Here is a 26,580-nt window from a genome sequence, read left to right as displayed (position 1 = left end):
CCCCATGACCCTGCTTTCAGACATCCGCATGGCGGCAGATGCCGGGCTGTGGACGGACGACGAACCGCTCGAATGCTGTTCGGTCGTGCCGGAGGCGCCGGACACCGCGACCATCAGCTTCGTGGCGCCCAGCGGTGCCCGGTTCGGCTATCGGCCCGGCCAGTTCCTGACGCTGGAGCTGCCGGTCCCCGGCGGCCCGGTGTGGCGGACCTACACCATCTCGTCCTCGCCGTCGCGTCCCATGGGGGTTTCGCTGACGGTGAAGGCGCAGGCCGGCAGCGTCGGCACCCGCTGGATGCTCGATACCCTGCGGCCCGGCATGCGGCTCCGCGCCAAGGGGCCGGCCGGCAGCTTCACGCTGCTGCCCGACGCGCAAGAGAAATACCTGTTCATCTCGGCAGGCTCCGGCGTCACCCCGTCGGTGTCGATGACCACCTATCTGTTCGACCGCGGCACCGGGATCGACGTCGTCCTCGTCACCTGCGCGAAACGCCCAGCCGAGCTGGTCTGCCGCCGGACGCTGGAGCTGATGGCCTCCCGCGTGCCGTCGATCAAGCTGCACTTCATCGTCGAACAGGACGACCCGTTCGATGTCTGGACCGGCTATCGCGGCCGGCTGAACCAGGTCATGCTCGGCGCCATCGCCCCGGACTATCTCGACCGGCACGTCTACTGCTGCGGGCCGGAACCCTTCATGAAGGGCATGCGCGACATGCTGATCGCGCTCGGCTTCGACATGTCCCGCTATTTCCAGGAAAGCTTCAGCGCGCCGGTCCTCGACACCGACGAAGCCCCGGCGACCGGCGACTTCGTTCCTGACCCCTCGCATGCGGCGGAGGTGGTGTTCAGCGCCTCCGGCGTGACGGCCGGCTGCGACGAAACCGACACCATCCTGCATGTCGCCAAAAATGCCGGCCTGAACATCCCGTCCGGCTGCACCTTCGGCGTCTGCGGCACCTGCAAGGTGCGGAAGCTGTCCGGCGAGGTCCACATGGTCCACAGCGGCGGCATTTCCGACGAGGACATCGCCGAAGGCTACATCCTCGCCTGCTGCTCCCGCCCGATCGGAAACGTCAGCCTCGACATCTGACGGATTGCATTCCTATTGGCATTCTTGGCGATCGATGAAGCGACAGCGCCGACGAAGAGCGGCAGCGGACGCGGCACCGGGCCGTCGTTCAGGACAACGGGTCGATTCGCTTCATCGTCTTGCGGCAATGGATCAGCGCGTCGCGAATCATAAAGTTGACCAGCGTCGGCGACACACCGAGGGTGGCCGCGATGTCCTTCTGGCTGTGGCCGTGAATCCGGTGCATCTCGAAGGCATAGCGGGTCCGCTCCGGCAGATCGGCCAAGGCGGAGTCAAGCGTCTGCAGAAGCTGACGGTTCACGTTTACGCTTTCCGGCGACGCCGCCTCCGGCGTGCTTACCGCCTGCCCTTCCTCCTCTGCCACGAGCAAGCGTGACTCCATGCCCTTCCGGCGGTAATGATCGATTGCCAGGTTACGGACGACCATCATCAGGTAGCCCGCCTTGGCCCGGATGGAACTGGTCGATTCCGCACCCAGAAGCTTCAGAAAGGCATCCTGGACAACATCTTCGGCATGGTGGCGACAGCCGGTGATCCGCTCGGCTACCCCGATCAACGAGCGCCGGTGCGTGGTGAAGACGTCGCACAGGGTCTGGCTTTCGACGGATCCGACCTGTCGCATGGAGAGTTCCTTGTGCAGAGTGAAGCCACGGTGGGGTTGCAATCCCTCTGGCTTGACAAGCTGCCGCAGGCTAATGCAACTGACAATCATTTGCAAACAGGGAAACCGCAGAATTTCTCCGTGCGGTTTCCAGCGTGCGTTGTAGGGGCTTTGGATGACCGATCGTCTCGCGGGGCTCCGCCCAACCGCCCGAAGCCGAGGTGCCGGCCACCGGCCTCCTGCGCTCGGCTGGCTGGCGGCCTGCCGGGTCGCGGCCGGTTGGACGACGGTCTGGACGGCGGTCTGGACGGCGTCGCTGGGCTTGCCCGCCCCTGCCCTTTCGACCTCCATCGACCCGGCTCCCGCTCCGTCCGACATCGGACAGCCGGCAGTAAAGAAGATGCTGCTGGAGATCCCTGCCCTGCCCCTTCGGGAGGCACTGACCAGATTGGGCCGCCAGACCGGCTTGCAGATTCTCTACAACCCCGACCTTTTGGCCGAACGCCGTTCGCGTGCGCTGTCGGGGCGGATGGCCCCGGCGGACGCCCTTTCCATCCTGCTGAGCGGAACCGACCTCGCCTTCGAGATGCGGGAGCGGATGGTGACGATCGGCCGGCTTCAGGAGAATCCCGGATTCCTTCCGGCCCTGACGGTGGAAGGCCGCCAGCCGTCCGCAGGGCTGGCAGTGCGGCTCCCCAGCCATGGCGGCAGTGCCGGCAAGACCGCAACGCCCATCGAGGAATCGCCGCAAGGACTTTCCATCGTCACGCGGGAAGATCTGGACCGGCGCGACGTCCAGGACATCAATGCCGCCCTCTCCTACAGCGCCGGGGTCCGCCCCATCGACTACCCCGGCGGCCAGGGTGCCATCGACGTCTTCGTTCGCGGTTTCCGCCAGAGTTCGGAATCCGTCATGATCGACGGGCTGCGCAGCGGCTACAACCCTTACGGGCTGGAGTACGAGCCTTTCGGCGTGGAACGGGTGGAGGTGCTGAAAGGCCCGGCTTCCACACTCTATGGAGCCATGCCACCCGGCGGAGCCATCGCCCTGACCAGCAAGCGCCCGACCGGCACCCCGCTCCATCGGCTCCAGCTGCAGGGCGGAAGCCATGACCGGAGGCAGGTCACGGCCGACCTCAGCGACCGGATCGACGCCGAGGGGACGCTTCGCTATCGCCTGACCATGCTGTCACGACGAAGCGGCACACAAATCGAACGCACCCCGGACGACCGCCTCTATGTCGCGCCCGCCCTGTCCTGGTCCGCTGGCGAGAAAACCGACATCACGCTGCTCGCAAGCTATCTCGATTTCCGAAAGATGGGGGCGGAGCAGAGCTTCCCGGCAGCGGGGACGGTGCTGGACAATCCCTACGGCCGCCTGGACTCGAGCCTGTTCCTCGGCTATCCGGGGCTGAGCTCCTACCGTTCGCGCAGCCTGTCGGCCGGCTACGACATCCGGCATGCCCTGACCGGGGACTGGATGCTGAACCAGACCCTGCGCTACAGCCGCAGCCGCGTCGGCTATCTGTCGAGCTGGGCGTCGTCGGGCCTGCTGGAGGCGGACCGCTACTACCGCTTCGGGTTGCAGGACCGGCCCAAGACCAGTTCGACGCTGCTGGTGGATACCAATCTGCAGGGCAACGCCGCCACCGGCCCGCTGCGCCACAGCCTGCTGGCGGGAATCGACCATGGCCGCTACCGGGCACACGAGACGCGGCGGAACGGCACGGTGGCCGATGCGCTCGACGTCTTCGATCCGGTCTATGGCGGCTCCTATGGCTGGGACGCGACGCTTGCCCGCAACCTGACCGACCGCATCCGCCAGACCGGCCTCTATGCCCAGGACGAAATCGCCGCCGGCAACTGGCGGCTGACACTCGGTGGCCGGCTGGACTGGAGCCGTACCGGGACTGTCGGCCGCCTGTCCGATGGTCCACTGGTGGAGACGACGCAGGTCGACCGGGCCTTCACCAAACGTATCGGGCTGGCCTACCGGTTTGAAAGCGGCCTGACGCCCTATGCCGGCCACTCGACCTCCTTCCAGCCGAACAGCGACAGCGACGTGCAGGGCCGCCCCTTCTCGCCGAGCCGGGGAACACAGCTGGAAGCCGGGCTGCGCTACCGGCCGAAGGGCTTCGACGGTCTCTTCACCCTGTCCCTGTTCCGTGCCGTTCAGCGCAACCTCACTGCCGCCGATCCAGACAATCCCGGCTATTCCATCCAAACCGGAGAGGTGCGATCGCGCGGCGTCGAACTGGAGGCGAAGGCGGCTCTCGATGCCACGACCGACCTGACGGCGGCCTACGGCTACACCGACGCGCGGGTCACCCGCGACACGCCCTACCCTGGCGGAACCGACAGGACGGGAAAGCGGGTGGCCTCGGTACCGCGTCATGCCGCCGCGGTCTGGCTGCGGCGGCATATCGACGATGGAGCGGCCGGCGGTCTGACCGCCGGCATCGGGATGCGCTATGTCGGTGCGACCTACAATGCCGCGAACAGCATGCGCGTCCCCTCCTACATGCTGGCCGATGTCAGCCTCGGCTACGATCTGGGACGGCTCCGCCCGGCACTCGACGGCGCCGGTCTCACCGTGACCGCGACCAACCTGTTCGACCGACGCTATTTCTCGCCGGGATTCTACGAGAACTCCGTTTTCTACGGCAACCGCCGGGCAGTTCTGGCCACCCTGTCCTACAGCTGGTGACGACCGTCAGCCAGCCTCGGCCAAATGCCGGCGCAGCACATCGGCGATCAGATCCTGCGCCTCCTCCGCCTCGTCCACCAGGGCCCCCATCCGCAGGAAATCGTGGGTCATCCCGGCATAGATCCGCACATCGACAGGAGCGCCGGCCGCCGCCAGCTTGTGCCCGTAGGCGATCCCTTCATCGACCAGCGGATCGCATTCGGCCAGCACGAGCAGAGCCGGCGCCAGCGAGGCCGCGACATCGGGTGAAAGCTCCGCCAACAGCGGCGAGAAGCGGCCGTCCCGCCTGTCGGCCTCCTCACCGGCATAATGACGATAGAACCACTCCAACGTCGCCCGCTCCAGCAGATGCCCTTCCCCGTACCGGCATAGGGAATCGGTTTCGGCCGTGGCATCGGCTACCGGATAGATCAGCACCTGCAGACGCGGGCGCGGCAGGCCGGGATCCGCGGCGGCCCGCAGGCTGATCGCCGTTGCGAGACTGCCGCCGACGCTGTCGCCTCCCACCGCCAGACGGCCGCCGTCGAGCCCCAGTGCCGCGCCAGCCCTGCCGAGCCAGTCCAGCGCGTCCAGCGCATCGTCGAAAGCCGTGGGAAAGCGATACTCCGGAGCCAGCCGATAACCCACCGACAGAACCGCAATCCCGCTCTTCGACGCAATCGCCCGGCACAGCCCGTCATGGGAATCGAGGCTGCCGACGACATAGCCCCCGCCGTGGAAGAAGAGCAGCACCGGAGCCGGCATCGCCGTCCGGTCGGCGGAATAGAGACGGGCCGCCAGCACGGCACCGTCGCGGGCCGGGATGGACAACTCCTCCACCCGCTCCACCGGCTCGCCGCCGGGGTCCATCATGCGGGAGGTGTGCTCGAAGGCGAGCCGGGCCTCCGCCGGCGACAGGGCGTGCATCGGCTTCATCCTGCCGTCCTCGCGTCCACCCGCTGCGAGCGCGAGGAAGGCGGCAATATCGGGGTTCACAGGCATCGGTCATTACTCCCGGTCGGGATGGGCGCGCTCACTCCGCAGCATCCGCTAGGTCGGCGGCAGGGGCGTCGATAGGGGCGTCGGGCCGTTCCGCCGCCGGCCCGGCCAGATGTTCGGCGATGTCCGCCAGGAAGCCTTCGTCGCGCGGCACTTCGAAATGACCGCAGCCGAGTGTGCGCCAGGACTGCGGGCGCCCGCCGAGCTGCGTCTCCAGGCGCAGCCGGTCGGTGTCGCGGCCGGTGACCCACCAGCCCTGCACAGCGGCATCGACCGACAGGCAGGCAGGCAGGGCTACGGACAGCCGCTTCAGATGGCGGGCGGTCAGGAAGGCCTGGGTCAGTTCCTCCGCCCCCATCGCGGTCCCCAGCCCTTCGGCCCCGCCGGTCCGGGGAGCATCGAGCGCCTGGGAGATGACGCTTCTGATCGCGTCGGCGTCTTCGGATTCGGCCGCAGGAGGGCCTACAACCACCCCCAGCAACATCACCGCAAGGAAGCCGGCGAGATCGTCGCGCCAGTCATCCAGCCCAAGCTCGCCGCCAAACTCGCCAATCTCCGGCAATGGCACGAAGGGGTCGAGCAGGGCAAGGCGGCGCACACGCTGCCCCCGGCGCTCCAGCTCGGCCGCCATCAGCGCGGCAATCGTTCCTCCCAGCGACCAGCCGAGCAGCTCGTAGGGTCCCTGCGGCTGCCGCGCCCGCAGCAGGTCGACATAGTCTCGCGCCATCTCCTCCAGCGAACGGTCCCGCCATGCCGGATCGAGCAGCATGCGCGACTGGATCGCCAGCACGCTCCGCCGCCCGTCGAGGCGACGGGCCAGCGGTTCATAATCGAAGACCGTGCCGAAGCCGGCATGGATGCAGACCAGCGGCGGCTGTCCGGCAAGCTGCCGGTTCAGGGCCATGATCGGCGACGGTCCGCCCTTCGCCGCCCCCTTCGCCGCCGTTGTCTCCGCGGCCGTACCGAGCAGTTCGGCGATGGTCGGCTTGCGGATCAGGTCACGAAGCTTGAAGGACACCCCAAGCGGCTTCAGCGCCCGTGCACGGGTCACCAGCTGGATGGAGAGGATGGAGTCTCCGCCCAGCTCGAAGAAGTTGTCGGTGACGCCGACGCTCTCCAGCCGCAGCAGCTCGCACCACAGCGCCGCCAGGGCCCGTTCGGCCGCGCTGCGCGGCGGCACCCGGGCCGACGACGACGCCAGCTCCGGCTCGGGCAGGGCCTTGCGGTCCAGCTTGCCGTTGGGCGTCAGCGGCAACCGCTCCAGCACCACGAGGTGAGCCGGAATCATGTAGTCCGGCAGCGCCGCCTTCAGCCCGCCGCGCAGCCGCTCGACGAAATCGTCCGCCTCCGCACCGACCGGCACGACGTAGCCGACCAGACGCTTGCCGGAGTTGCCGTCGCGGGCGACCACCGCCGCCTCGCGCACGCCCTCCTGCGCCCGCAGCCGTGCCTCCACCTCGCCAAGCTCGATGCGGAAGCCGCGGATCTTCACCTGATGGTCGATCCGCCCGACATACTCGATCACCCCGTCCCCGCGCTGGCGCACGAGGTCGCCCGTCCGGTAGAGCCGCCCGCCGCCGCTGGAGAACGGGTCGGCGACGAAGCGCTCCGCCGTCAGGCCGGGACGGTTCAGGTAGCCCCGCGCCAACCCCGCGCCGCCAAGATAAAGCTCCCCGACCACGCCAAGCGGTACCGGGTTCAGGTCGCCGTCCAGCACATGGGTGGTGCGGTCGCCCACCCGCAGGCCGATCGGTGCATAGGCGGCACCGCAGCGGTCCTGCCGGCCCGCCTTCCAGATCAGCGGTGTCACCACCGTCTCGGTCGGGCCGTAGCCGTTGATGATGTGCTCCGGTTGCAGCGCCTCCCTGGCAAGCTCGAAGGCCGCCTCCCCCACCGCGTCGCCGCCGAAGCAGTAGACCCGCACCGGCGGCGGAGCGGTCCCCCGCTCCGTCCGCTCGCGCCCGGCATGCTCGGCCAGCTGCTGCAGATAGACCGGCGGGAACGCCGCCACCGTCACGCCATGGCGCTGCATCGCCGCGTAGGTCTGCTCCGGCGTCCACAGGCTGTCGTCGCGGACCAGCAGGCGGCTGCCGTGGGTCAGCGCGGTCAGCCAGCGTTCATGCGCGCCGTCGAAGGCGAAGGACATGAAATGCAGCTCGCAGTCCTGCGGGGTCATGGCATAGAGCGCGCCGATGGCCCGGCAATGCATGGCGAGCGGGCCGTGCGCCACCGCGACCCCCTTGGGCAGGCCGGTGGAGCCGGAGGTGTAGATGACATAGGCGAGGCTGCCGGGCAGCACCGCCACCGCCGGCGCGGCCTCGGCCTCCTCGGCCGGCAGGCCGTCGAGCAGCAGGCTCGGCAGGCCGTCCGGCAGCGGCAGCCGGTCTGCCAGGCTGCCATCGGTCAGCAGCAGGGCGATGCCGGCATCGCCGATCAGGTAGGCGAGACGCTCGCGCGGATAGGCGGCATCCAGCGGGACATAGGCGCCGCCGGCCTTGAGCACCGCCAGCAGGGCGACGATCATGCCGGGTCCGCGCGGCAGGGCGACGCCGACGCGGACCTCCGGCCCGACGCCGGCCGCCGCCAGCCGGCAGGCCAGGGCGTTGGCCCGGCGGTCGAGCGCGGCGAAGCTGAGAGTGCTGCCCGCGGGGCCGCTATTAAGACCGCCGTCCACCACCGCCGGCCGGTCGCCGAGAGCGGCGGCCATGGCGGCGATGCGGACATGCACCGGCTCGAAGGCCTCGGCGGCGACCGGTGCGTTCCAGGCGGCGAAGCGGGCCCGCTCCTGCCCGGTCAGCAGCGGCACCTCTCCGACACGACGCCCGGCATCCGCCACAAGACCACACAGCAGCGTCTCGAAATGGCCTTGGATACGGTTGCACAGGTCGCCGTCGATCAGATCGCGGCGGTGTATGAACTTGACCTCCAGCTCTTCACCGACCGACACCTCCAAATCCATGGCGAATCCGGTCACGTCGACCCGGTCCGTCGCTCCGAATCCGATGGTATGGTCGTTGTGGTTTTTGATGGCCTCGTCGACGGGATAGTTCTCGAAGACGAGGATGCTGTCGAACAGCGCCCGCGCGCCGCCGCTGGTGCCGAGGCTGGAGCCGGCCCAGCGCTGCACCTCGTGCAGCGGCGTGTGCTCGTGCTCGCGCATCTCCAGGTTCCGCCGCTGCAATCCGCGCAGCCACTCCCCCACCCGCTCGCCAGACGGCGGACGCTCCACCACCGGCAGCGTGTTGATGAACAGCCCCAGCGTCTCCTCGACGCCGGCAAGCTCCGCCGGACGGCCCGACACCGTCGCGCCGAACGCCACCGTCTCCTGACCGCTGTAGCGTTGCAGAAGAAGCGCCCATGCCCCCTGCACCAGCGTGTTCAGCGTCACCCGCTGCGCCTGCGCGAACGCCTGCAACCGCCGCGTCGCACCGCCATCCAGCCGCAGCCGCACCACGCCGTGCCCCGCCTGCGGAGCCCGGCAGGGCAGGCTGGCCGCCAGCAGCGTCGGTGCCTCCAGCCCCGACAGACGCCCGCGCCAGAAGCGCTCCGACGCCGCCCCATCCTGCCGCCCCAACCACGCGATGTAGTCGCGGTAACGGCCCGCCGCGCCGCCCACCTCCGCTCCCCGGTAGCGGCCCAGCACCTCCGCCACCAGACGCGCGCTGCTCCAGCCGTCCAGCAGCAGGTGATGGCTGGTCCAGATCAGGCGATGGCGCCCCCGGCCCTGTCGCCCCGGCCCCAGCCGCACCAGAACCACCCGCTGCAACGGCGGACGGCCAAGCTCGAAGCCGCGGGCACGCTCCGCCCGCGCCAAGGCCCCCAACGCCTCCTCCAGCCCGGTGCCGGCAAGGCCGCGGTCGCGCCAGTCCAGCACCGACACCGCATCGGCCACCCGCTCCCACACCGCCTGCAACGGGGCGGCAAGCGCGCCGCCCCACAGGAAACCGGTGCGCAGCACGGCATGGCGCGCCGTCACCCAGGCCCAGGCGGCGGCGAAGCGCTCCTCCTCCAGCCCCTCCACCTCGACGGCGAGCTGCGTCACATAAGGGCTTTCGCCCTCCGCGGCCCCTTCCAGCGCATGGAACAGCATGCCCTGCTGCATCGGGCTCAGCGGGTAGAGATCCTCCAGTTCGCGCGCCGGCAGCGACAGCGCGTCCAGCTGCCCCTGCGTCAGGCCGGCCAGCGGAACGTCCGACGGCGTCAGCCCGCCGGCCGAGGTCTCGCAATGCGCGACCAGCGCCCGCAGCTCCTCCCCATAGGCCGAGGCCAACCCCTCCACAACCGGCGGCGCCAGCACCGCCCGGCTGTAGCTCCAGTCGAACACCAGCTCCCCGTCATAGACCTGACCGTTCAGCGTCAGCCAGTTGCCCAGAGGCGCATCGGCATCCTGGCTGCTGCCCGCCGGCTCGTCGGCCGGCACGAAGCGGGCGGTGTCGTCGAAGCTGCCGTCGAACTGGCCCAGATAGTTGAAGGTCACCCGCGCCTCGGGCAGCGCCCGCAGCGTTGCCTGCGCCTCACCATCGCCCAGATGGCGCAGCACGCCAAAGCCCAGCCCGTTCGACGGAACCGCCCGCAGCTGCTCCTTCACCGCCCTGATCGACGCGCCGACCTCCCCGCCGGCTCCCCCGCCGGGGCGCAGATGCACCGGATAGACGGTGGTGAACCAGCCGACGCTGCGGCTGAGGTCCAGGCCGCCCACCAGCTCCTCGCGGCCATGCCCCTCCAGCTGCACCAGTGCCGAGGCTGCGCCGCTCCACCGGCACAGCACCCGCGACAGCGCCGTCAGCAGCAGGTCGTTCACCCGCGTCCGGTAGGCCGCAGGCGCCGACGACAGCAGGCGCTTGGTCCAGCCGGCATCCAGCCGCGTCCGCGCCACGGCGGATGTCGCCACCCTCAGCGCCGCGGGGGAGACCGGCTCCGCCACCCCCGGCAGCCCGGCCGGAGCATCCCTCAGGCTGTCGCGCCACCAGGACAGTTCATCCTTCAGCGCCCCGCTCGCGGCGTGGCGGCGCAGCGCCTCGCCCCAGGACTGGAAGGACGCGGTCTTGGCCGGCAGCACCACCGCTTCGCCCCGCTCCAGCTGCGTGCAGGCCAGTTGCAGATCCTCCAGCAGCACGCGCCAGGACACGCCGTCCACCACCAGATGGTGGATCGCCAGCAGCAGGCGCTGCTCACCGCCCCGATCTCCGTCCTCATCGCCACGCTCGACCAGCAGGGCGCGCAGCAGCGGGCCATGCGCGAGGTCGAGGCTGCGCTGGGCCTCCTCGCACAGCCGCTCCTGCGCCCCGGCATCGGCGGCAACGCGGTGCCACAGCACCGGCGGCACCGCCTCGGGCGGCAGGTGCTCGGCACGCCCGTCTCCAGCGAAGACCAGCCGCAGGGCGTCGTGATGGGCCAGCAGGGCCGAGAGCGCCCGTTCCAGCAGCGCCGGATCGACCGGCCGGCGCAGCCGCAGCAGCACCGACTGGTTCCAGTGGCTGCGGCTGGGGATCGGCTCCTCGAAGAACCAGCGCTGGATCGGCGTCAGCGACAGCGCCCCGTTGACAGCACCCTGCTCGGCAGCAGGAGCGTCGGCGTCGCTGCGGGCGGCGCGGGCGAGCGCCTCCAGGGTCTGGTGCTCGAAGACGTCGCGCGGGGTGAAGGCGAGGCCGTGGCGGCGGGCGCGGCTGACCAGCTGGATGGAGAGGATGGAGTCTCCGCCCAGCTCGAAGAAGTTGTCGGTGACGCCGACGCTCTCCAGCCGTAGCAGCTCGCACCACAACGCCGCCAGGGCCCGTTCGGCCGCGCTGCGCGGCGGTACCCGGGCCGACGACGACGCCAGCTCCGGCTCGGGCAGGGCCTTGCGGTCGAGCTTGCCGTTGGGCGTCAGCGGCAACCGCTCCAGCACCACGAGATGGGATGGAACCATGTAGTCCGGCAGAGCGCGGCCAAGCTGATCCCTCAGCCGCCGCGGCAGCTCCGCGTCCGCATCGGCGGCGACATAGCCGACCAGACGCTTGCCGCCCGCGCCGTCGCGGGCGACCACCACCGCATCCCGCACCGCCGGATGGCCGCGCAGCACGGCCTCGATCTCGCCAAGCTCGATCCGCAGGCCGCGGATCTTCACCTGATGGTCGATCCGCCCGACATACTCGATCACCCCGTCCCCGCGCCGGCGCGCCAGGTCGCCCGTCCGGTACATCCGGCCGCCGTCGGGGCAGAACGGGTCGGCGACGAACCGCTCCGCCGTCAGCCCGGCCCGCCGGTGATAGCCGCGCGCCAGACCCGCACCGGCGATGTAAAGCTCGCCGACCGCGCCGGCCGGAAGCGGGTTCAGGCACTCGTCCAGCACATGCAGCCGCAGATTGTCGATGGCCACGCCGATCGGCACACCGCCGCCCGCACCGCCCTCCCCGGCCCGGCAGGTCCAATGGCTGACGTCGATCGCCGCCTCCGTCGGGCCGTAAAGGTTGTACAGGCCGACCTGCGGCAGACGGGCGAACAGCCGGTCCTGCAACGCCTCCGGCAGGGCCTCGCCGCTGCACACCACCCGGCGCAGGCTGGTGCAATGCTCCACCCCCGGCTCCTCCAGGAAGGCCTGCAACATGGAGGGCACGAAGTGCAGCGTGTCGATGCCCTCCCCGCGGATCAGCGCCACCAGCCGGGCCGCGTCGCGGTGCTCGCCGGGCGCCGCCACCACCAGATGCGCCCCCACCATCAGCGGCCAGAAAAACTCCCAGACCGAGACGTCGAAGCCGAAGGGCGTCTTCTGCAACACCCGCTCGCCCGGAGACAGCCGGTAGGCCTTCTGCATCCAGGCCAAGCGGTTCAGCAGGGCGCCATGGCTGTTGCCGGCCCCCTTGGGCGTGCCGGTGGAGCCGGAGGTATAGATCAGGTAGGCGAGGTTCTCCGGCCGCAACCCGGCCGCGGGCGGCGTGTCCGGCAGTCCCGCGGTGTTCTCGGCGTCGGTGTTCTCGGCGTCGGTGTCCGCGGCGTCGAGCAGCAGCAGGCGGACAGCCTCGGGCAACGCCTCGCCGCCCAGCCTGCCGGCAAGATGGGACTGGGTGAGCAGCAGGGCGATGCCGCCGTCCGCGGCCAGGGCGGCAAGGCGGGCGGGTGGCAGCTCCGGGTCGAGGGGCAGATAGGCGCCGCCCGCCTTCATCACCGCCAGCAGGCCGACGACCAGCTCCAGCGAGCGTTCGGCAGCGACGCCGACCGTCACCTCCGGACCGACGCCCAGCGCCCGCAGCCGGTGGGCCAGACGGTTCGCCTGCGCCTCCAGCTCGGCATAGCTCAGCGTCCGGCCGCCGAAGCTCACCGCAGGACACCCGCCATGCAGACCGGCCTGCTCCGAGATAAGCTCCGGCACCAGGGGACCGGCGGTCAGCGTCCCGTCGCGGGTCGCGTTCCAGCCGTCAAAGCTCCGCCATCCCTCCTCGTCGAGCAACCCGATCTCACCCAACCGGCGCCCGGCATCCTCGGCCAGGGCCAGCAGAAGCCGTCGGGTCTGTGCGGCCAAACGGCGGACCTCCTCGTCGCCGATACGATCGCGCCAATGGCTGAAGGTCAACGTCAGTTGCTTTCCGGCACCCATCAGCAGGGTCAACGGGACGGAGGTAAGCTCATGATTCTGCGGAACACCGAAGCGCAGGCCGCCGGTTTCTCCGCGGCCAAGCGCGTCGGACAGCGGATAGTTCTCGAACACCAGCAGACTGTCGAACAGCATCTCGCCGCCATGGCCGGACCAGCGCTGGATGTCGGCCAGCGGCGTGTGTTCGTGCTCCCGCATTTCGAGATTGCTGGCCTGGAGATCGGTCAGCCACTCCGACACGGTCCGGGCCGGATGCGGCGTGCCGACCAGCGGCAGCGTGTTGATGAACAGGCCGATCTGCTTTTCGATGCCCGGCAGTTCGGCCGGCCGGCCGGAGACCGTCACGCCGGCCGCCACCGCCTTCTGTCCGGTCCGCCGGTGCAGAAGCAGCAGCCAGGCGGCCTGAACCAACGTGTTGAGCGTCACGTGGCTCTGACGGGCGAAGCGGACGAGAAGCGCGGTTTCCCGTTCGTCGAAGGCAAGTTCGAGGGCTCCATGCCCTTGGCCGATATCCGGTTGCCCGCCGGCCGTCGCGATCCTGGTCGGCTGTTCGAGTTCGGCGGTGCGATTGCGCCAGAAGGCCTCGGACGCCGCCCTGTCGCGCCCTTGCAGCCAGGCGACATGGTCGCGGAAGCGGCCGCCGTCCGCCGCCGGCACGACGCCGGCATAGCGTTGCAGCACCTCTCCCAGAAGCTGCGAGCTGCTCCAGCCGTCCAGCAGGATGTGGTGGCTGGTCAGGATCACATGATGGCGCTCCCCACCCGTGCGTACCACCGCCAGCCGCAGCAGAGGCGGTGCCGCAAGGTCGAAGCCGGCCTGCCGCTCCGCCGCCGCAAGCTCCTCCAGCCGCACCATCGGGTCCGCATCGCCGCACCAGTCCTCCAGCCGCAGCGGCACCGCAACCTTGCGCCGGATCGCCTGCAACGGCTGCTCCAGGCCGTCCCACAGGAAGCCCGCCCGCAGGCTGTCATGCGCATCGACCGCCCCCTGCCATGCCGCGTGGAAGCGCGCCACGTCCAGCCCGTCCACATCCACCCGCATCTGGTTGATGTAGGCGTCGCCACCCGGCTCGTAGAGCGCATGGAACAGCATGCCCTGCTGCATCGGCGTCAGCGGGTAGAGATCCTCCAGTTCGCGCGCCGGCAGCGGCAGCGCGTCCAGCTGGCCCTGCGTCAGGCCGGCCAACGGAACGTCCGACGGCGTCAGACCGCCGGCCGAGGTCTCGCAATGCGCGACCAGCGCCCGAAGCTCCTCCCCATAGGCCAAGGCCAACCCCTCCACAACCGATGGCGCCAGCACCGCCCGGCTGTAGCTCCAGTCGAACACCAGCTCCCCGTCATAGACCTGACCGTTCAGCGTCAGCCAGTTGCCCAGAGGCGCATCGGCATCCTGGCTGCTGCCCGCCGGCTCGTCGGCCGGCACGAAGCGGGCGGTGTCGTCGAAGCTGCCGTCGAACTGGCCCAGATAGTTGAAGGTCACCCGCGCCTCGGGCAGCGCCCGCAGCGTTGCCTGCGCCTCCCCATCGCCCAGATGGCACAGCACGCCAAAGCCCAGCCCATTCGACGGAACCGCCCGCAGCTGCTCCTTCACCGCCCTGATCGATGCGCCCGCCTCTCCCCCGCCAGGGCGCAGATGCACCGGATAGGCGGTGGTGAACCAGCCGACGCTGCGGCTGAGGTCCAGGCCGCCCACCAGCTCCTCGCGGCCATGTCCCTCCAGCTGCACCAGTGCCGAGGCTGCGCCGCTCCACCGGCACAGCACCCGCGACAGCGCCGTCAGCAGAAGGTCGTTCACCCGCGTCCGGTAGGCCGCGGGCGCCGACGACAGCAGGCGCTTGGTCCAGCCGGCATCCAGTCGCGTCCGCGCCACGGCGGATGTCGCCACCCTCAGCGCCGCGGGGGAGACCGGCTCCGCCACCCCCGGCAGCCCGGCCGGAGCATCCCTCAGGCTGTCGCGCCACCAGGACAGTTCATCCTTCAGCGCCCCGCTCGCGGCGTGGCGGCGCAGCGCCTCGCCCCAGGACTGGAAGGACGCGGTCTTGGCCGGCAACACCACCGCTTCGCCCCGCTCCAGCTGCGTGCAGGCCAGTTGCAGATCCTCCAGCAGCACGCGCCAGGACACGCCGTCCACCACCAGATGGTGGATCGCCAGCAGCAGGCGCTGCTCCCCGTTATCTCCCCGCTCGACCAGCAGGGCGCGCAGCAGCGGGCCGTGCCCGAGGTCGAGGCTGCGCTGGGCCTCCTCGCACAGCCGCTCCTGCGCTTCGGCATCGGCGGCGGCGCGGTGCCACAGCACCGGCGGCACCGCCTCGGGCGGCAGGTGCCGGGCGCTGCCATCCATCGCGAAGACCAGCCGCAGGGCGTCGTGATGGGCCAGCAGAGCCGAGAGCGCCCGTTCCAGCAGCGCCGGATCGACCGGCCGGCGCAGCCGCAGCAGCACCGACTGGTTCCAGTGGCTGCGGCTGGGGATCGGCTCCTCGAAGAACCAGCGCTGGATCGGCGTCAGCGACAGTGCCCCGCCGACAGCACCCTGCCCGGCGGCCGAAGCGGCCGGAGCGCCGGCGTCGCTGCGGGCGGCGCGGGCGAGCGCCTCCAGGGTCTGATGCTCGAAGACGTCGCGCGGGGTGAAGGCGAGGCCGTGGCGGCGGGCGCGGCTGACCAGCTGGATGGAGAGGATGGAGTCTCCGCCCAGCTCGAAGAAGTTGTCGGTGACGCCGACGCTCTCCAGCCGCAGCAGTTCGCACCACAACGCCGCCAGGGCCCGTTCGGCTGCGCTGCGCGGCGGAACCTGGGCCGACGACGACGCCAGCTCCGGCTCGGGCAGGGCCTTACGGTCCAGCTTGCCGTTGGGCGTCAGCGGCAGCCGCTCCAGCACCACGAGGTGGGACGGAACCATGTAGTCCGGCAGCGCCGCCTTCAGCCCGGAGCGCAGCCGCTCGACGAAATCGTCCGCCTCCGCACCGACCGGCACGACGTAGCCGACCAGACGCTTGCCGGAGTTGCCGTCGCGGGCGACCACCGCCGCCTCGCGCACGCCCTCCTGCGCCCGCAGCCGTGCCTCCACCTCGCCAAGCTCGATGCGGAAGCCGCGGATCTTCACCTGATGGTCGATCCGCCCGACATACTCGATCACCCCGTCCCCGCGCTGGCGCACGAGGTCGCCCGTCCGGTAGAGCCGCCCGCCGCCGCTGGAGAACGGGTCGGCGACGAAGCGCTCCGCCGTCAGCCCGGGACGGTTCAGGTAGCCGCGCGCCAACCCCGCGCCGCCAAGATAAAGCTCCCCGACCACGCCAAGCGGTACCGGATTCAGATCCCCGTCCAGAACATAGCCACAGGTCCCATCGATGGGACGGCCGATGTTGGCGCGACCCCCCGCCTCGCGACGGGTCACGGTCGAATAGGTCGTGTCCTCCGACGGGCCGTAGAGGTCGTAGACGTCGGCGATACCGGCGGCATAGAGGTCATCCACCAGCGATTGAACCAACGGCTCGCCCGCCAGATTGACGGTCCGCACACCGGCCGGAATACCGCCGGAGCGCAGGAGGCCGGCAATAGCCGACGGCACCGTGTTGATCAGGCACACGCGGTCGCGGGCCGGCAGATCGGGCAAGGCCAGGGCGTTGTCGGCCATCACCACATGGCCGCCGGCACTCAGCGTGACGAAGAATTCCCAGACCGAAAGGTCGAAACAGACGGAGGTCGAGGCCAGGACCCCCTGCAACTGCTCCGGCCGGTAAAGCCGAAATGCCCAGTCGATGAGGGCCGAGGCGTTGCGATGCTCGATCACCACACCCTTCGGCCGTCCGGTCGAACCGGAGGTGTAGATGACATAGGCGGCATCCTCCGCCCTGTTGACCGGCAGCGGATCGTCCGCCGGGCCGTTCTCCAGACCGAGCGCCGGATCGTCGAGCGCCAGCACCTGCAGGCCCCCGCCCGCCGGAAGACGGGGCAGCAGGCTGCGTTGCGTCACGACCAGTGCCGCCTGACTGTCGGCCAGCATGTAGGCGACACGGTCGGCGGGATAGTCGGGATCGAGCGGAACATAGGCACCGCCCGCCTTCAGGATCGCCAGAAGACCGGTCGGCAGAACCTCCGTCCGCTCCAGCATGACGGCGACCGGGACACCGGGCGCGACACCGAGCGCGCGCAGCCGATGGGCCAGCCGGTTGGCCTGCCGGTTGAGATCGCCATAGCTCACGCTGCGCGTGCCGGCGATAACCGCGGTGGCATCCGGACTGCGGGCGGCCTGCACCTCGAACAGACGCGGCAAGGGCGTCGCGTCCATCGGCTCCGGTTGGTTCCAGGCGCCGAAAATACGGTCGCGGTCGGCCTCGTCCAGCACCGAGAAAGCACCGAGCGGCCGGTTCGGGGCTTCGGCCATCGCCAGCAGAAGACGGCGCAGATGGCCGGCGAGGTGCGCCACCGCCGTCCCCGTCAGATGGGCGCGGTCGTAGCGGTGATGCAACTCCAGCCGGTCGCCGGGCATGATCGCGATGGTCAGCGGATAGCTGGTCTGCTCATAACCGATCACCGGCGAGAAGCGCAGCCCGCCGGGGCTTCCCTGACGCAACGCCTCGGCGACCGGATAGCTCTCGAACACCAGCAGACTGTCGAACAGGGCACCGCCGGCGTCGCCCGATGCGGTCTGGCCCGACCAGTGCTGAATGTCGGCGAGCGGCGTGTGCTCATGCTCACGCAGGTCGAGGTTGCGGCTTTGGACCGTGCGGAGCCAGTCTGCCACCGGCATCGCAGGATGGGGCGTCAGGATCACCGGCAGCGTGTTGATGAACAGGCCGAGCCGGTGTTCCACCCCCGGCAGATCCGCCGGGCGGCCGGACACGGTGGTGCCGAAGGCGACGGTATCCTGGCCGCCATGCTGCCGCAGCAGGACGGCCCAGGCCGCCTGCATCAGCGTGTTCAGCGTGACGTCGCAGCGACGGGCGAGGTCGGTGAGGCGACGGGTTTCCTCCACGGTGAAGACGCAGCGATGCTCGCCCTGCCCGTCCCGCTCAGGCATGGGTTCCACCCGCGGGCTGGACGGCAACAGCGAGACGATCCTGGTCGGCTGTTCGAGTTCGGCGGTGCGGTTGCGCCAGAAGGCCTCGGACGCCGCCCTGTCGCGCCCTTGCAGCCAGGCGACATGGTCGCGGAAGCGGCCGCCATCCGCCGCCGGCACGACGCCGGCATAGCGTTGCAGCACCTCTCCCAGAAGCTGTGAGCTGCTCCAGCCGTCCAGCAGGATGTGGTGGCTGGTCAGGATCACATGATGGCGCTCCCCGCCCGTGCGCACCACCGCCAGCCGCAGCAGAGGCGGCGCCGCAAGGTCGAAGCCGGCCTGCCGCTCCGCCGCCGCAAGCTCCTCCAGCCGCACCATCGGGTCCGCATCGCCGCACCAGTCCTCCAGCCGCAGCGGCACCGCAACCTTGCGCCGGATCGCCTGCAACGGCTGCTCCAGGCCGTCCCACAGGAAGCCCGCCCGCAGGCTGTCATGCGCATCGACCGCCCCCTGCCATGCCGCGTGGAAGCGCGCCACGTCCAGCCCGTCCACATCCACCCGCATCTGGTTGATGTAGGCGTCGCCACCCGGCTCGTAGAGCGCATGGAACAGCATGCCCTGCTGCATCGGCGTCAGCGGGTAGAGATCCTCCAACTCGCGCGCCGGCAGCGACAGCGCGTCCAGCTGCCCCTGCGTCAGGCCGGCCAGCGGAACGTCCGACGGCGTCAGACCGCCGGCCGAGGTCTCGCAATGCGCGACCAGCGCCTGAAGCTCCTCCCCATAGGCCGAGGCCAACCCCTCCACAACCGGCGGCGCCAGCACCGCCCGGCTGTAGCTCCAGTCGAACACCAGCTCCCCGTCATAGACCTGACCGTTCAGCGTCAGCCAGTTGCCCAGAGGCGCATCGGCATCCTGGCTGCTGCCCGCCGGCTCGTCGGCCGGCACGAAGCGGGCGGTGTCGTCGAAGCTGCCGTCGAACTGGCCCAGATAGTTGAAGGTCACCCGCGCCTCGGGCAGCGCCCGCAGCGTTGCCTGCGCCTCCCCATCGCCCAGATGGCACAGCACGCCAAAGCCCAGCCCATTCGACGGAACCGCCCGCAGCTGCTCCTTCACCGCCCTGATCGATGCGCCCACCTCTCCGCCGGCTCCTCCGCCGGGGCGCAGATGCACCGGATAGGCGGTGGTGAACCAGCCGACGCTGCGGCTGAGGTCCAGGCCGCCCACCAACTCCTCGCGGCCATGCCCCTCCAGCTGCACCAGTGCCGAGGCTGCGCCGCTCCACCGGCACAGCACCCGCGACAGCGCCGTCAGCAGAAGGTCGTTCACCCGCGTCCGGTAGGCCGCAGGCGCCGACGACAGCAGGCGCTTGGTCCAGCCGGCATCCAGCCGCGTCCGCGCCACGGCGGATGTCGCCACCCTCAGCGCCGCGGGGGAGACCGGTTCCGCCACCCCCGGCAGCCCGGCCGGAGCATCCCTCAGGCTGTCGCGCCACCAGGACAGTTCATCCTTCAGCGCCCCGCTCGCGGCGTGGCGGCGCAGCGCCTCGCCCCAGGACTGGAAGGACGCGGTCTTGGCCGGCAACACCACCGCTTCGCCCCGCTCCAGCTGCGTGCAGGCCAGTTGCAGATCCTCCAGCAGCACGCGCCAGGACACGCCGTCCACCACCAGATGGTGGATCGCCAGCAGCAGGCGCTGCTCCCCGTTATCTCCCCGCTCGACCAGCAGGGCGCGCAGCAGCGGGCCATGCCCGAGGTCGAGGCTGCGCTGGGCCTCCTCGCACAGCCGCTCCTGCGCTTCGGCATCGGCGGCGGCGCGGTGCCACAGCACCGGCGGCACCGCCTCGGGCGGCAGGTGCTCGGCACGTCCGTCTCCAGCGAAGACCAGCCGCAGGGCGTCGTGATGGGCCAGCAGAGCCGAGAGCGCCCGTTCCAGCAGCGCCGGATCGACCGGCCGGCGCAGCCGCAGCAGCACCGACTGGTTCCAGTGGCTGCGGCTGGGGATCGGCTCCTCGAAGAACCAGCGCTGGATCGGCGTCAGCGACAGTGCCCCGCCGACAGCACCCTGCCCGGCGGCCGAAGCGGCCGGAGCGCCGGCGTCGCTGCGGGCGGCGCGGGCGAGCGCCTCCAGGGTCTGGTGCTCGAAGACGTCGCGCGGGGTGAAGGCGAGGCCGTGGCGGCGGGCGCGGCTGACCAGCTGGATGGAGAGGATGGAGTCTCCGCCCAGCTCGAAGAAGTTGTCGGTGACGCCGACGCTCTCCAGCCGCAGCAGCTCGCACCACAACGCCGCCAGGGCCCGTTCGGCCGCGCTGCGCGGCGGCACCCGGGCCGACGACGACGCCAGCTCCGGCTCGGGCAGGGCCTTGCGGTCCAGCTTGCCGTTGGGCGTCAGCGGCAGCCGCTCCAGCACCACGAGATGGGACGGAACCATGTAGTCCGGCAGCGCCGCCTTCAGCCCGGAGCGCAGCCGCTCGACGAAATCGTCCGCCTCCGCACCGACCGGCACGACGTAGCCGACCAGACGCTTGCCGGAGTTGCCGTCGCGGGCGACCACCGCCGCCTCGCGCACGCCCTCCTGCGCCCGCAGCCGTGCCTCCACCTCGCCAAGCTCGATGCGGAAGCCGCGGATCTTCACCTGATGGTCGATCCGCCCGACATACTCGATCACCCCGTCCCCGCGCTGGCGCACGAGGTCGCCGGTGCGGTAGAGCCGCCCGCCGCCAGCCGAGAACGGATCGGCGACGAAGCGCTCCGCCGTCAGGCCGGGACGGTTCAGGTAGCCCCGCGCCAACCCCGCGCCGCCAAGATAAAGCTCCCCGACCACGCCAAGCGGTACCGGGTTCAGGTCGCCGTCCAGCACATGGGTGGTGCGGTCGCCCACCCGCAGGCCGATCGGTGCATAGGCGGCACCGCAGCGGTCCTGCCGGTCCGCCTTCCAGATCAGCGGTGTCACCACCGTCTCGGTCGGGCCGTAGCCGTTGATGATGTGCTCCGGTTGCAGCGCCTCCCTGGCAAGCTCGAAGGCCGCCTCCCCCACTGCGTCGCCGCCGAAGCAGTAGACCCGCACCGGCGGCGGGGCGGTCCCCCGCTCCGTCCGCTCGCGCCCGGCATGCTCGGCCAGCTGCTGCAGGTAGACCGGCGGGAACGCCGCCACCGTCACGCCATGGCGCTGCATCGCCGTGTAGGTCTGCTCCGGCGTCCACAGGCTGTCGTCGCGGACCAGCAGGCGGCTGCCGTGGGTCAGCGCGGTCAGCCAGCGTTCATGCGCGCCGTCGAAGGCGAAGGACATGAAATGCAGCTCGCAGTCCTGCGGGGCCATGGCATAGAGCGCGCCGATGGCCCGGCAATGCATGGCGAGCGGGCCGTGCGCCACCGCGACCCCCTTGGGCAGGCCGGTGGAACCGGAGGTGTAGATGACATAGGCGAGGCTGCCGGGCAGCACCGCCACCGCCGGCGCGGCCTCGGCCTCCTCGGCCGGCAGGCCGTCGAGCAGCAGGCTCGGCAGGCCGTCCGGCAGCGGCAGCCGGTCCGCCAGGCTGCCATCGGTCAGCAGCAGGGCGATGCCGGCATCGCCGATCAGGTAGGCGAGACGCTCGCGCGGATAGGCGGCATCCAGCGGGACATAGGCGCCGCCGGCCTTGAGCGCCGCCAGCAGGGCGACGATCATGGCGGGTCCGCGCGGCAGGGCGACGCCGACACGGACCTCCGGCCCGACGCCGGCCGCCACCAGCCGGCAGGCCAGGGCGTTGGCCCGACGGTCGAGCGCGGCGAAGCCGAGAGTGCTGCCCGCGGGGCCGCCGTCCACCACCGCCGGCCGGTCGCCGAGAGCCGCGGCCATGGCGGCGATGCGGACATGCACCGGCTCGAAGGCCTCAGCGGCGACCGGTGCGTTCCAGGCGGCGAAGCGGGCCCGCTCCTGCCCGGTCAGCAGCGGCACATCTCCGACACGACGCCCGGCATCCGCCGCAAGACCAGACAGGAGCGTCTCGAAATGGCAGCGCAACCGGTCGATCCTGACATGGTCGTAGAGGTCGGTTGCGTAGGTGAAGGCAGCCTCGATCCCGCCGCCTTCTTCTTCCACGGTGTCGAGGGTCAGGTCGTAGCTGGCCACGGCGCTGTCGAGCGCCATCGGCTCCACCCGCAGACCATCCATCGCGGAGGTTGCATGGCCATCGCGGCGCTGGTGGTTGAACATCACCTGGAACAGCGGGTTGTAGCTGAGGCTGCGCTCCAGCTTCAGCGCCTCCAGCAGATGTTCGAAGGGAAGATCCTGATGCGCCTGCGCCCCCAGCGCCGTTTCCCTGACCCGATCGAGCAGGTCGGCGACGCGGTCGCGACCGTCGATCCGCAGGCGCAGAACCTGCGTGTTGACGAAGAAGCCGACCACGCCCTCGCACTCCGCACGGTTGCGGTTGGCGACCGGCACGCCGATGGCGATATCTTCCTGCCCGCTGTGGCGGTGGAGCAGCATCGTGAAGGCCGTCAGCAGCAGCATGAACAGCGTGACGTCGTTCTCGCGGGCGAAGGCGCGCAACGTCCCGGCCAGTTCCGCATCGAGCGTGAAGCGCAGGATGCCGCCGCGGTGGCTCTGCCGCGCCGGCCGCGGCCGGTCGGCAGGCAATTCCAGCGGCGCCCGGTCTCCCCCCAGACGGTCGAGCCAATAGGCGAGTTGCCGCTCCGCCTCGCCCGCCTCCAGCATGTTCCTCTGCCACAGGGCGTAATCGGCATAGCGGATCGGGGATTGCGGCAGATCGATCCTTCCGTCCCGCCGGATGGCACGGTACAGCTCCGCGAACTCCCGGATCAGCACGGCCATCGACCAGCCATCCGACGCGATGTGGTGCATCGTCACCAGAAGACGATGGTCCTGCTGCCCCAGCCGGACGAGGCGCGCCCGCAGGAGCGGGCCGGTCTCCAGATCGAAGGGTGCCTGCGCCTCCTCCTCGATCAGGCGGCGTGCGGCAGGCTCGCGCCCGTCGGCCGGCAGATGGCTCAGGTCGTCGACCGCCAGCCGGAATTCGGTATCGTCGAGGACGGTCTGCACCGGTTCCCCGTCGCCCTGGCGGAACACAGTCCGCAGAGCGGCATGGCGGCCCAGCAGAAGTTCGAAGGCGCGGGACAGCGCGTCGCGGTCGAGATCCCCGGCGAGGCGCGTCGCGCTGAAAATATTGTTGGCCCCGCTGTCGGGGTCGAGCTTCCACAGCGCCCACATCCGGCGCTGCGCATGGGACAGCGGCGCCTCCGTGGCCGGGGCGAGGTCCGCCGGGATCGGCAGCAGCGAAAGGTCCACGGCCTCGTCGCGCATGGCGCGCCAGAACAGCTTGCGCTTTTCCACCGGCAGACCGATGAAGCGGCGGACCAGGTCCACGGAGTCTTGAGCAACCATCTGGAATTTCCCATCGCCGGCTGGCTTGACGCTGATCCGGCCGCCGGGGTTTCCGGTACGGTCGACCGGGGCGGCCAGACTGTGCGCGGCGCGCCATCAGGCACACCGCGGTCTCCAGTACTGACGAAGCAGGGACGGCCGGATTTACCCCGCCGGTTCGGAATCGGCGGCGGCGAACGGACTGTGCTCGCGGATGGCCGGGGTCAGCGGGCCGAAACGAGGAGTTCGCCGTCCTTGGACGCGAGCGTCACCGGCAGCACCCGCGGAAGGGACGCCGCCACGCGGTCCAGATCGCCGACGTCATACACGCCGCCGATGCGCATCGCCCCCACCTTGCGGTCGGCCAGCCTCAGCGGCTGCGACAGATAGGGGTTCAGCAGGGGCACCGCTTCGGCCAGCGTGATGTTGTCGAACACCAGCCTGCCCTCGCGCCAGGACAGGATCCGCAGCGGATCGACGTGCGCAACGCTGCCGAATCGGCTGTCGCGGGCGAAGCGGCCCTGCATGCCGGGCGTCAGCCGCAAAGGCTCTCCTCCCGCCGCCGCGTCGGCGCTCACGGTGACCGACCCCTCTGCCAGCGTCACGGCGAGATCGCCGTCATTGGCCCAGACATTGAACTTCGTCCCCGTCACCCGGACCCGATGACCGGCGGTGAAGACGGTGAAGGGCAGTCCGGCATCGTGCGCGACCGCGAAATAGGCTTCGCCATGGTCCATCAGGACGCTGCGCCGGTCGCGGAACTGGGCATAGAACAGGTTGGTGTGGACGTTCAGGTCCACAGTGGAACCGTCGGGCAACGCGACCATGCGGTGCCGGTCGCCGCCGAGGAAGACATCGACACGCCCGGGCAGCACGCCGAACGACCAGCCCACCGGCCAGCAGGCGGCCAGGGTCGCCGCGATGCAGGCCGCCATCGCCCAGCGCCGCCGCCGCGACGGAACCCCGACGGCGGCGGACCGCGCTGTCCGCCCGCGGCCCGGTGCAGGCTGTGCCGCAGCCGTCTCGGGAACCGCGGTCACCCGCGGGCGCAGACTGGCGGACAGGCCCCAGATCTCCCGCATCGCGTCGAATTCCGCCAGATGGCGCGGGTCCATCAGGCACCAGCGTTCGAAAGCGGCGCGATCGGCGTCGCTGACCTCGGCCGATTGCAGGCGCAGGCACCAGTCCGCAGCCTCTTCGGTCACGCGGTCGTCGTCGGAAGGATGAGACGGAGGCATACGGGCGCGCTCGGCTCCGGAAGGCGTTCGGCAGCTATAGGACAAGCAGGGGATGGATCGCAAGGCGAGCCGGACAGGATGAACTCTACGCGAGGTAATCGAGCAGAGAAACCCCCATGTCCGCGGCGACAGCTGCGACCTTCCGTGGCAGGCAAGGGCACGGGGTGGGGGAGCAGGCGCGTATCGGGTGGCCGGTTCCGGAAAGCCGGCAGTCGGGAAAACCGGTTCCGGAGGATAACGGTTTCAGTTTCGCCCCGCTCGTTCGTCCTAAGTCAGGACGGCCCCACGCATCCGCCTCCACGGCGGAGCCTTCGTGCCGGCCGCCTTCGCTCCCGTCCCGCAGGAACCCCGATGCCGACGCCACCCCGCACCAGCCTCGCCGCTCTGCTCCAGCTGCTTCGCCCCTTCTGGCCGATGCTGACCGCCGCCACCCTGCTGGGGGTGCTGGGCGGGCTCAGCGTGACCGGACTGCTGGCCACCATCAACCGCATCCTGCATGCCGGGGAAAGTCCGGGCGCCGGGATCCTGCTCGCCTTCGCCGGCCTGTGCGCCCTGGCGCTCGCGGGCTCTGTCCTTTCCGACATCGGCACCAACCGGATCGGGCAGAAGGTCATCGCGCGGCTGCGCAGGGATCTGGGCGACCGCATCCTGACCGCGCCGATCGATCAGCTCGAACGCTACCGCAGCCACCGCCTGATCCCCGTGCTGACCCACGACGTCGACACCATCAGCGACTTCGCCTTCGCCTTCGCGCCGCTGGCGGTGTCGCTCAGCGTCACGCTGGGCAGCCTGTGCTACCTGGCGGTGCTGTCCTGGCCGATGTTCCTGGCGACGGCCGCCGCCATCCTGATCGGCAGCGCCGTACAGTATGTGGCGCGCGTCCGCGGCATCGAAGGCTTCCACGAGGCGCGTGCCCACGAGGACGAGTTGCAGAAGCACTACCGCTCGCTGGCGGAAGGGGCGAAGGAACTGCGCATCAACCGTCCGCGGCGGCTGCGGCTGCAGAGCGAGGCGCTGCGCGGCACCATCGACCGCATCTGCGACATCCAGATCCGGTCGATCAACCTCTTCGTCATGGCCAAGGGATTCGGGTCGACGCTGTTCTTCATCGTCATCGGGGTGGCGCTCGGCGTCGAAGCGCTGTGGCCCAGCACCGACCGCGGGACGCTGAGCGGCTTCATCCTGGTCCTGCTCTACATGAAGGGGCCGCTGGAACATCTGATCGGCACCCTGCCCATCGTCAGCCGCGCCCAGGTCGCCTTCCGCCGCATCGCGGATCTGTCGGCGGAATTCGCCTCGCCGGAACCGCATCTGCTGATGAAGGACGAGGGCGGCCCGCCCGCAACCATCGACCGGCTGGAGCTGCGCGACGCCCGCTACGTCTACCCACCGGCCGGCCCCGGCGTGGAGCCCTTCGTGCTCGGTCCCGTCTCGCTGCGGGTCGGCCGCGGCGAGATCCTGTTCATCGTCGGCGAGAACGGCTGCGGCAAGACCACGCTGATCAAGATGCTGCTCGGCCTCTACCCCCCTCACGAAGGCCAGATCCTGCTGGACGGCCGGCCGGTGACACCGGAGACGCGCGACGATTACCGCCAGCTCTTCACCACCATCTTCGCCGACTATTTCCTGTTCGACGACCTGATCCAGGCGAACGACAGCGTGCCGGACGATGCCCAGACCTATCTGGAACGGCTGGAGATCGCCCATAAGGTCAGCGTCGTTGACGGCGTGTTCAGCACCACCGACCTGTCCACCGGTCAGCGCAAGCGCCTGGCCCTTCTCCAGGCCTGGACCGAGAAGCGGCCGGTGCTGGTGTTCGACGAATGGGCCGCCGATCAGGATCCGACCTTCCGGCGGATCTTCTACACCGAACTGCTGCCGAGCCTGAAGGCGCTGGGCAAGACCATCATCGTCATCTCCCATGACGACCGCTATTTCGACGTGGCCGACCATCTGCTCCGGCTGACCGCCGGCAAGGTCGTGGAGGATCGCCAGCCGGCGCTGTGACGGAACCTGGACGGGAAGCAAAAGTAAAAAGGG

The 26,580-nt window shown here is 70.3% G+C and carries 7 protein-coding genes; 3 read left to right on the top strand and 4 right to left on the bottom strand.

Annotated features, from left to right (window positions below; genetic code table 11):
- The first annotated feature begins 4 nt into the window (after positions 1-4).
- A complete protein-coding gene (locus tag ABNQ38_RS05310) occupies positions 5-1,090 on the top strand; it encodes a 2Fe-2S iron-sulfur cluster-binding protein (protein WP_377806061.1) in 1,086 nt (361 codons plus the stop codon).
- 88 nt (positions 1,091-1,178) lie between these two features.
- Here the strand turns inward: ABNQ38_RS05310 and ABNQ38_RS05305 are convergent, their stop codons facing one another.
- A complete protein-coding gene (locus ABNQ38_RS05305) occupies positions 1,179-1,712 on the bottom strand; it encodes an RNA polymerase factor sigma-70 (RefSeq protein WP_377806060.1) in 534 nt (177 codons plus the stop codon).
- Positions 1,713-1,866: 154 nt separating this feature from the next.
- Here ABNQ38_RS05305 and ABNQ38_RS05300 point away from each other — a divergent pair, with 154 nt between their 5' ends.
- Positions 1,867-4,398, top strand: a complete 2,532-nt coding sequence (locus ABNQ38_RS05300) for a TonB-dependent siderophore receptor (RefSeq protein ID WP_377806059.1) — start codon at positions 1,867-1,869, stop codon at positions 4,396-4,398.
- A gap of 6 nt (positions 4,399-4,404) precedes the next feature.
- On the opposite strand, the gene ABNQ38_RS05295 is transcribed toward ABNQ38_RS05300, so the two are convergent.
- The 3 genes from ABNQ38_RS05295 to ABNQ38_RS05285 form a co-directional block, all read right to left on the bottom strand.
- On the bottom strand, positions 4,405-5,379 hold the full coding sequence (locus tag ABNQ38_RS05295) for an alpha/beta hydrolase fold domain-containing protein (RefSeq protein ID WP_377806058.1): 975 nt from the start codon (positions 5,377-5,379) through the stop codon (positions 4,405-4,407).
- Positions 5,380-5,410: 31 nt separating this feature from the next.
- Positions 5,411-23,323, bottom strand: coding sequence for a non-ribosomal peptide synthase/polyketide synthase (locus tag ABNQ38_RS05290; protein WP_377806057.1), 17,913 nt, complete (start codon positions 23,321-23,323; stop codon positions 5,411-5,413).
- 203 nt (positions 23,324-23,526) lie between these two features.
- Entirely contained in the window at positions 23,527-24,540 is a 1,014-nt protein-coding gene (locus ABNQ38_RS05285; RefSeq protein ID WP_377806056.1) for a FecR family protein, read from the bottom strand.
- Between the two features lie 351 nt (positions 24,541-24,891).
- Between ABNQ38_RS05285 and ABNQ38_RS05280 the strand changes: the two genes are divergently transcribed.
- Positions 24,892-26,547 (top strand): cyclic peptide export ABC transporter, encoded by a 1,656-nt coding sequence (locus ABNQ38_RS05280; RefSeq protein ID WP_377806055.1) that lies wholly within the window; start codon positions 24,892-24,894, stop codon positions 26,545-26,547.
- Positions 26,548-26,580: the final 33 nt, after the last annotated feature.

Origin of the sequence: Azospirillum sp. A29, from assembly GCF_042604625.1 — a bacterium.
Taxonomy (GTDB): Bacteria; Pseudomonadota; Alphaproteobacteria; order Azospirillales; family Azospirillaceae; genus Azospirillum; species Azospirillum palustre.
The sequence above is the reverse complement of the archived record's forward strand: the minus strand, read 5'-3'. Positions and strand labels throughout refer to the sequence as shown.

Coding starts and splice junctions, on each gene's coding strand:
- ABNQ38_RS05310 (WP_377806061.1), top strand. CDS start 5: ATGACCCTGCTTTCAGACATCCGCATGGCGGCAGATGCCGGGCTGTGG.
- ABNQ38_RS05305 (WP_377806060.1), bottom strand. CDS start 1,712: ATGCGACAGGTCGGATCCGTCGAAAGCCAGACCCTGTGCGACGTCTTC.
- ABNQ38_RS05300 (WP_377806059.1), top strand. CDS start 1,867: ATGACCGATCGTCTCGCGGGGCTCCGCCCAACCGCCCGAAGCCGAGGT.
- ABNQ38_RS05295 (WP_377806058.1), bottom strand. CDS start 5,379: ATGCCTGTGAACCCCGATATTGCCGCCTTCCTCGCGCTCGCAGCGGGT.
- ABNQ38_RS05290 (WP_377806057.1), bottom strand. CDS start 23,323: ATGGTTGCTCAAGACTCCGTGGACCTGGTCCGCCGCTTCATCGGTCTG.
- ABNQ38_RS05285 (WP_377806056.1), bottom strand. CDS start 24,540: ATGCCTCCGTCTCATCCTTCCGACGACGACCGCGTGACCGAAGAGGCT.
- ABNQ38_RS05280 (WP_377806055.1), top strand. CDS start 24,892: ATGCCGACGCCACCCCGCACCAGCCTCGCCGCTCTGCTCCAGCTGCTT.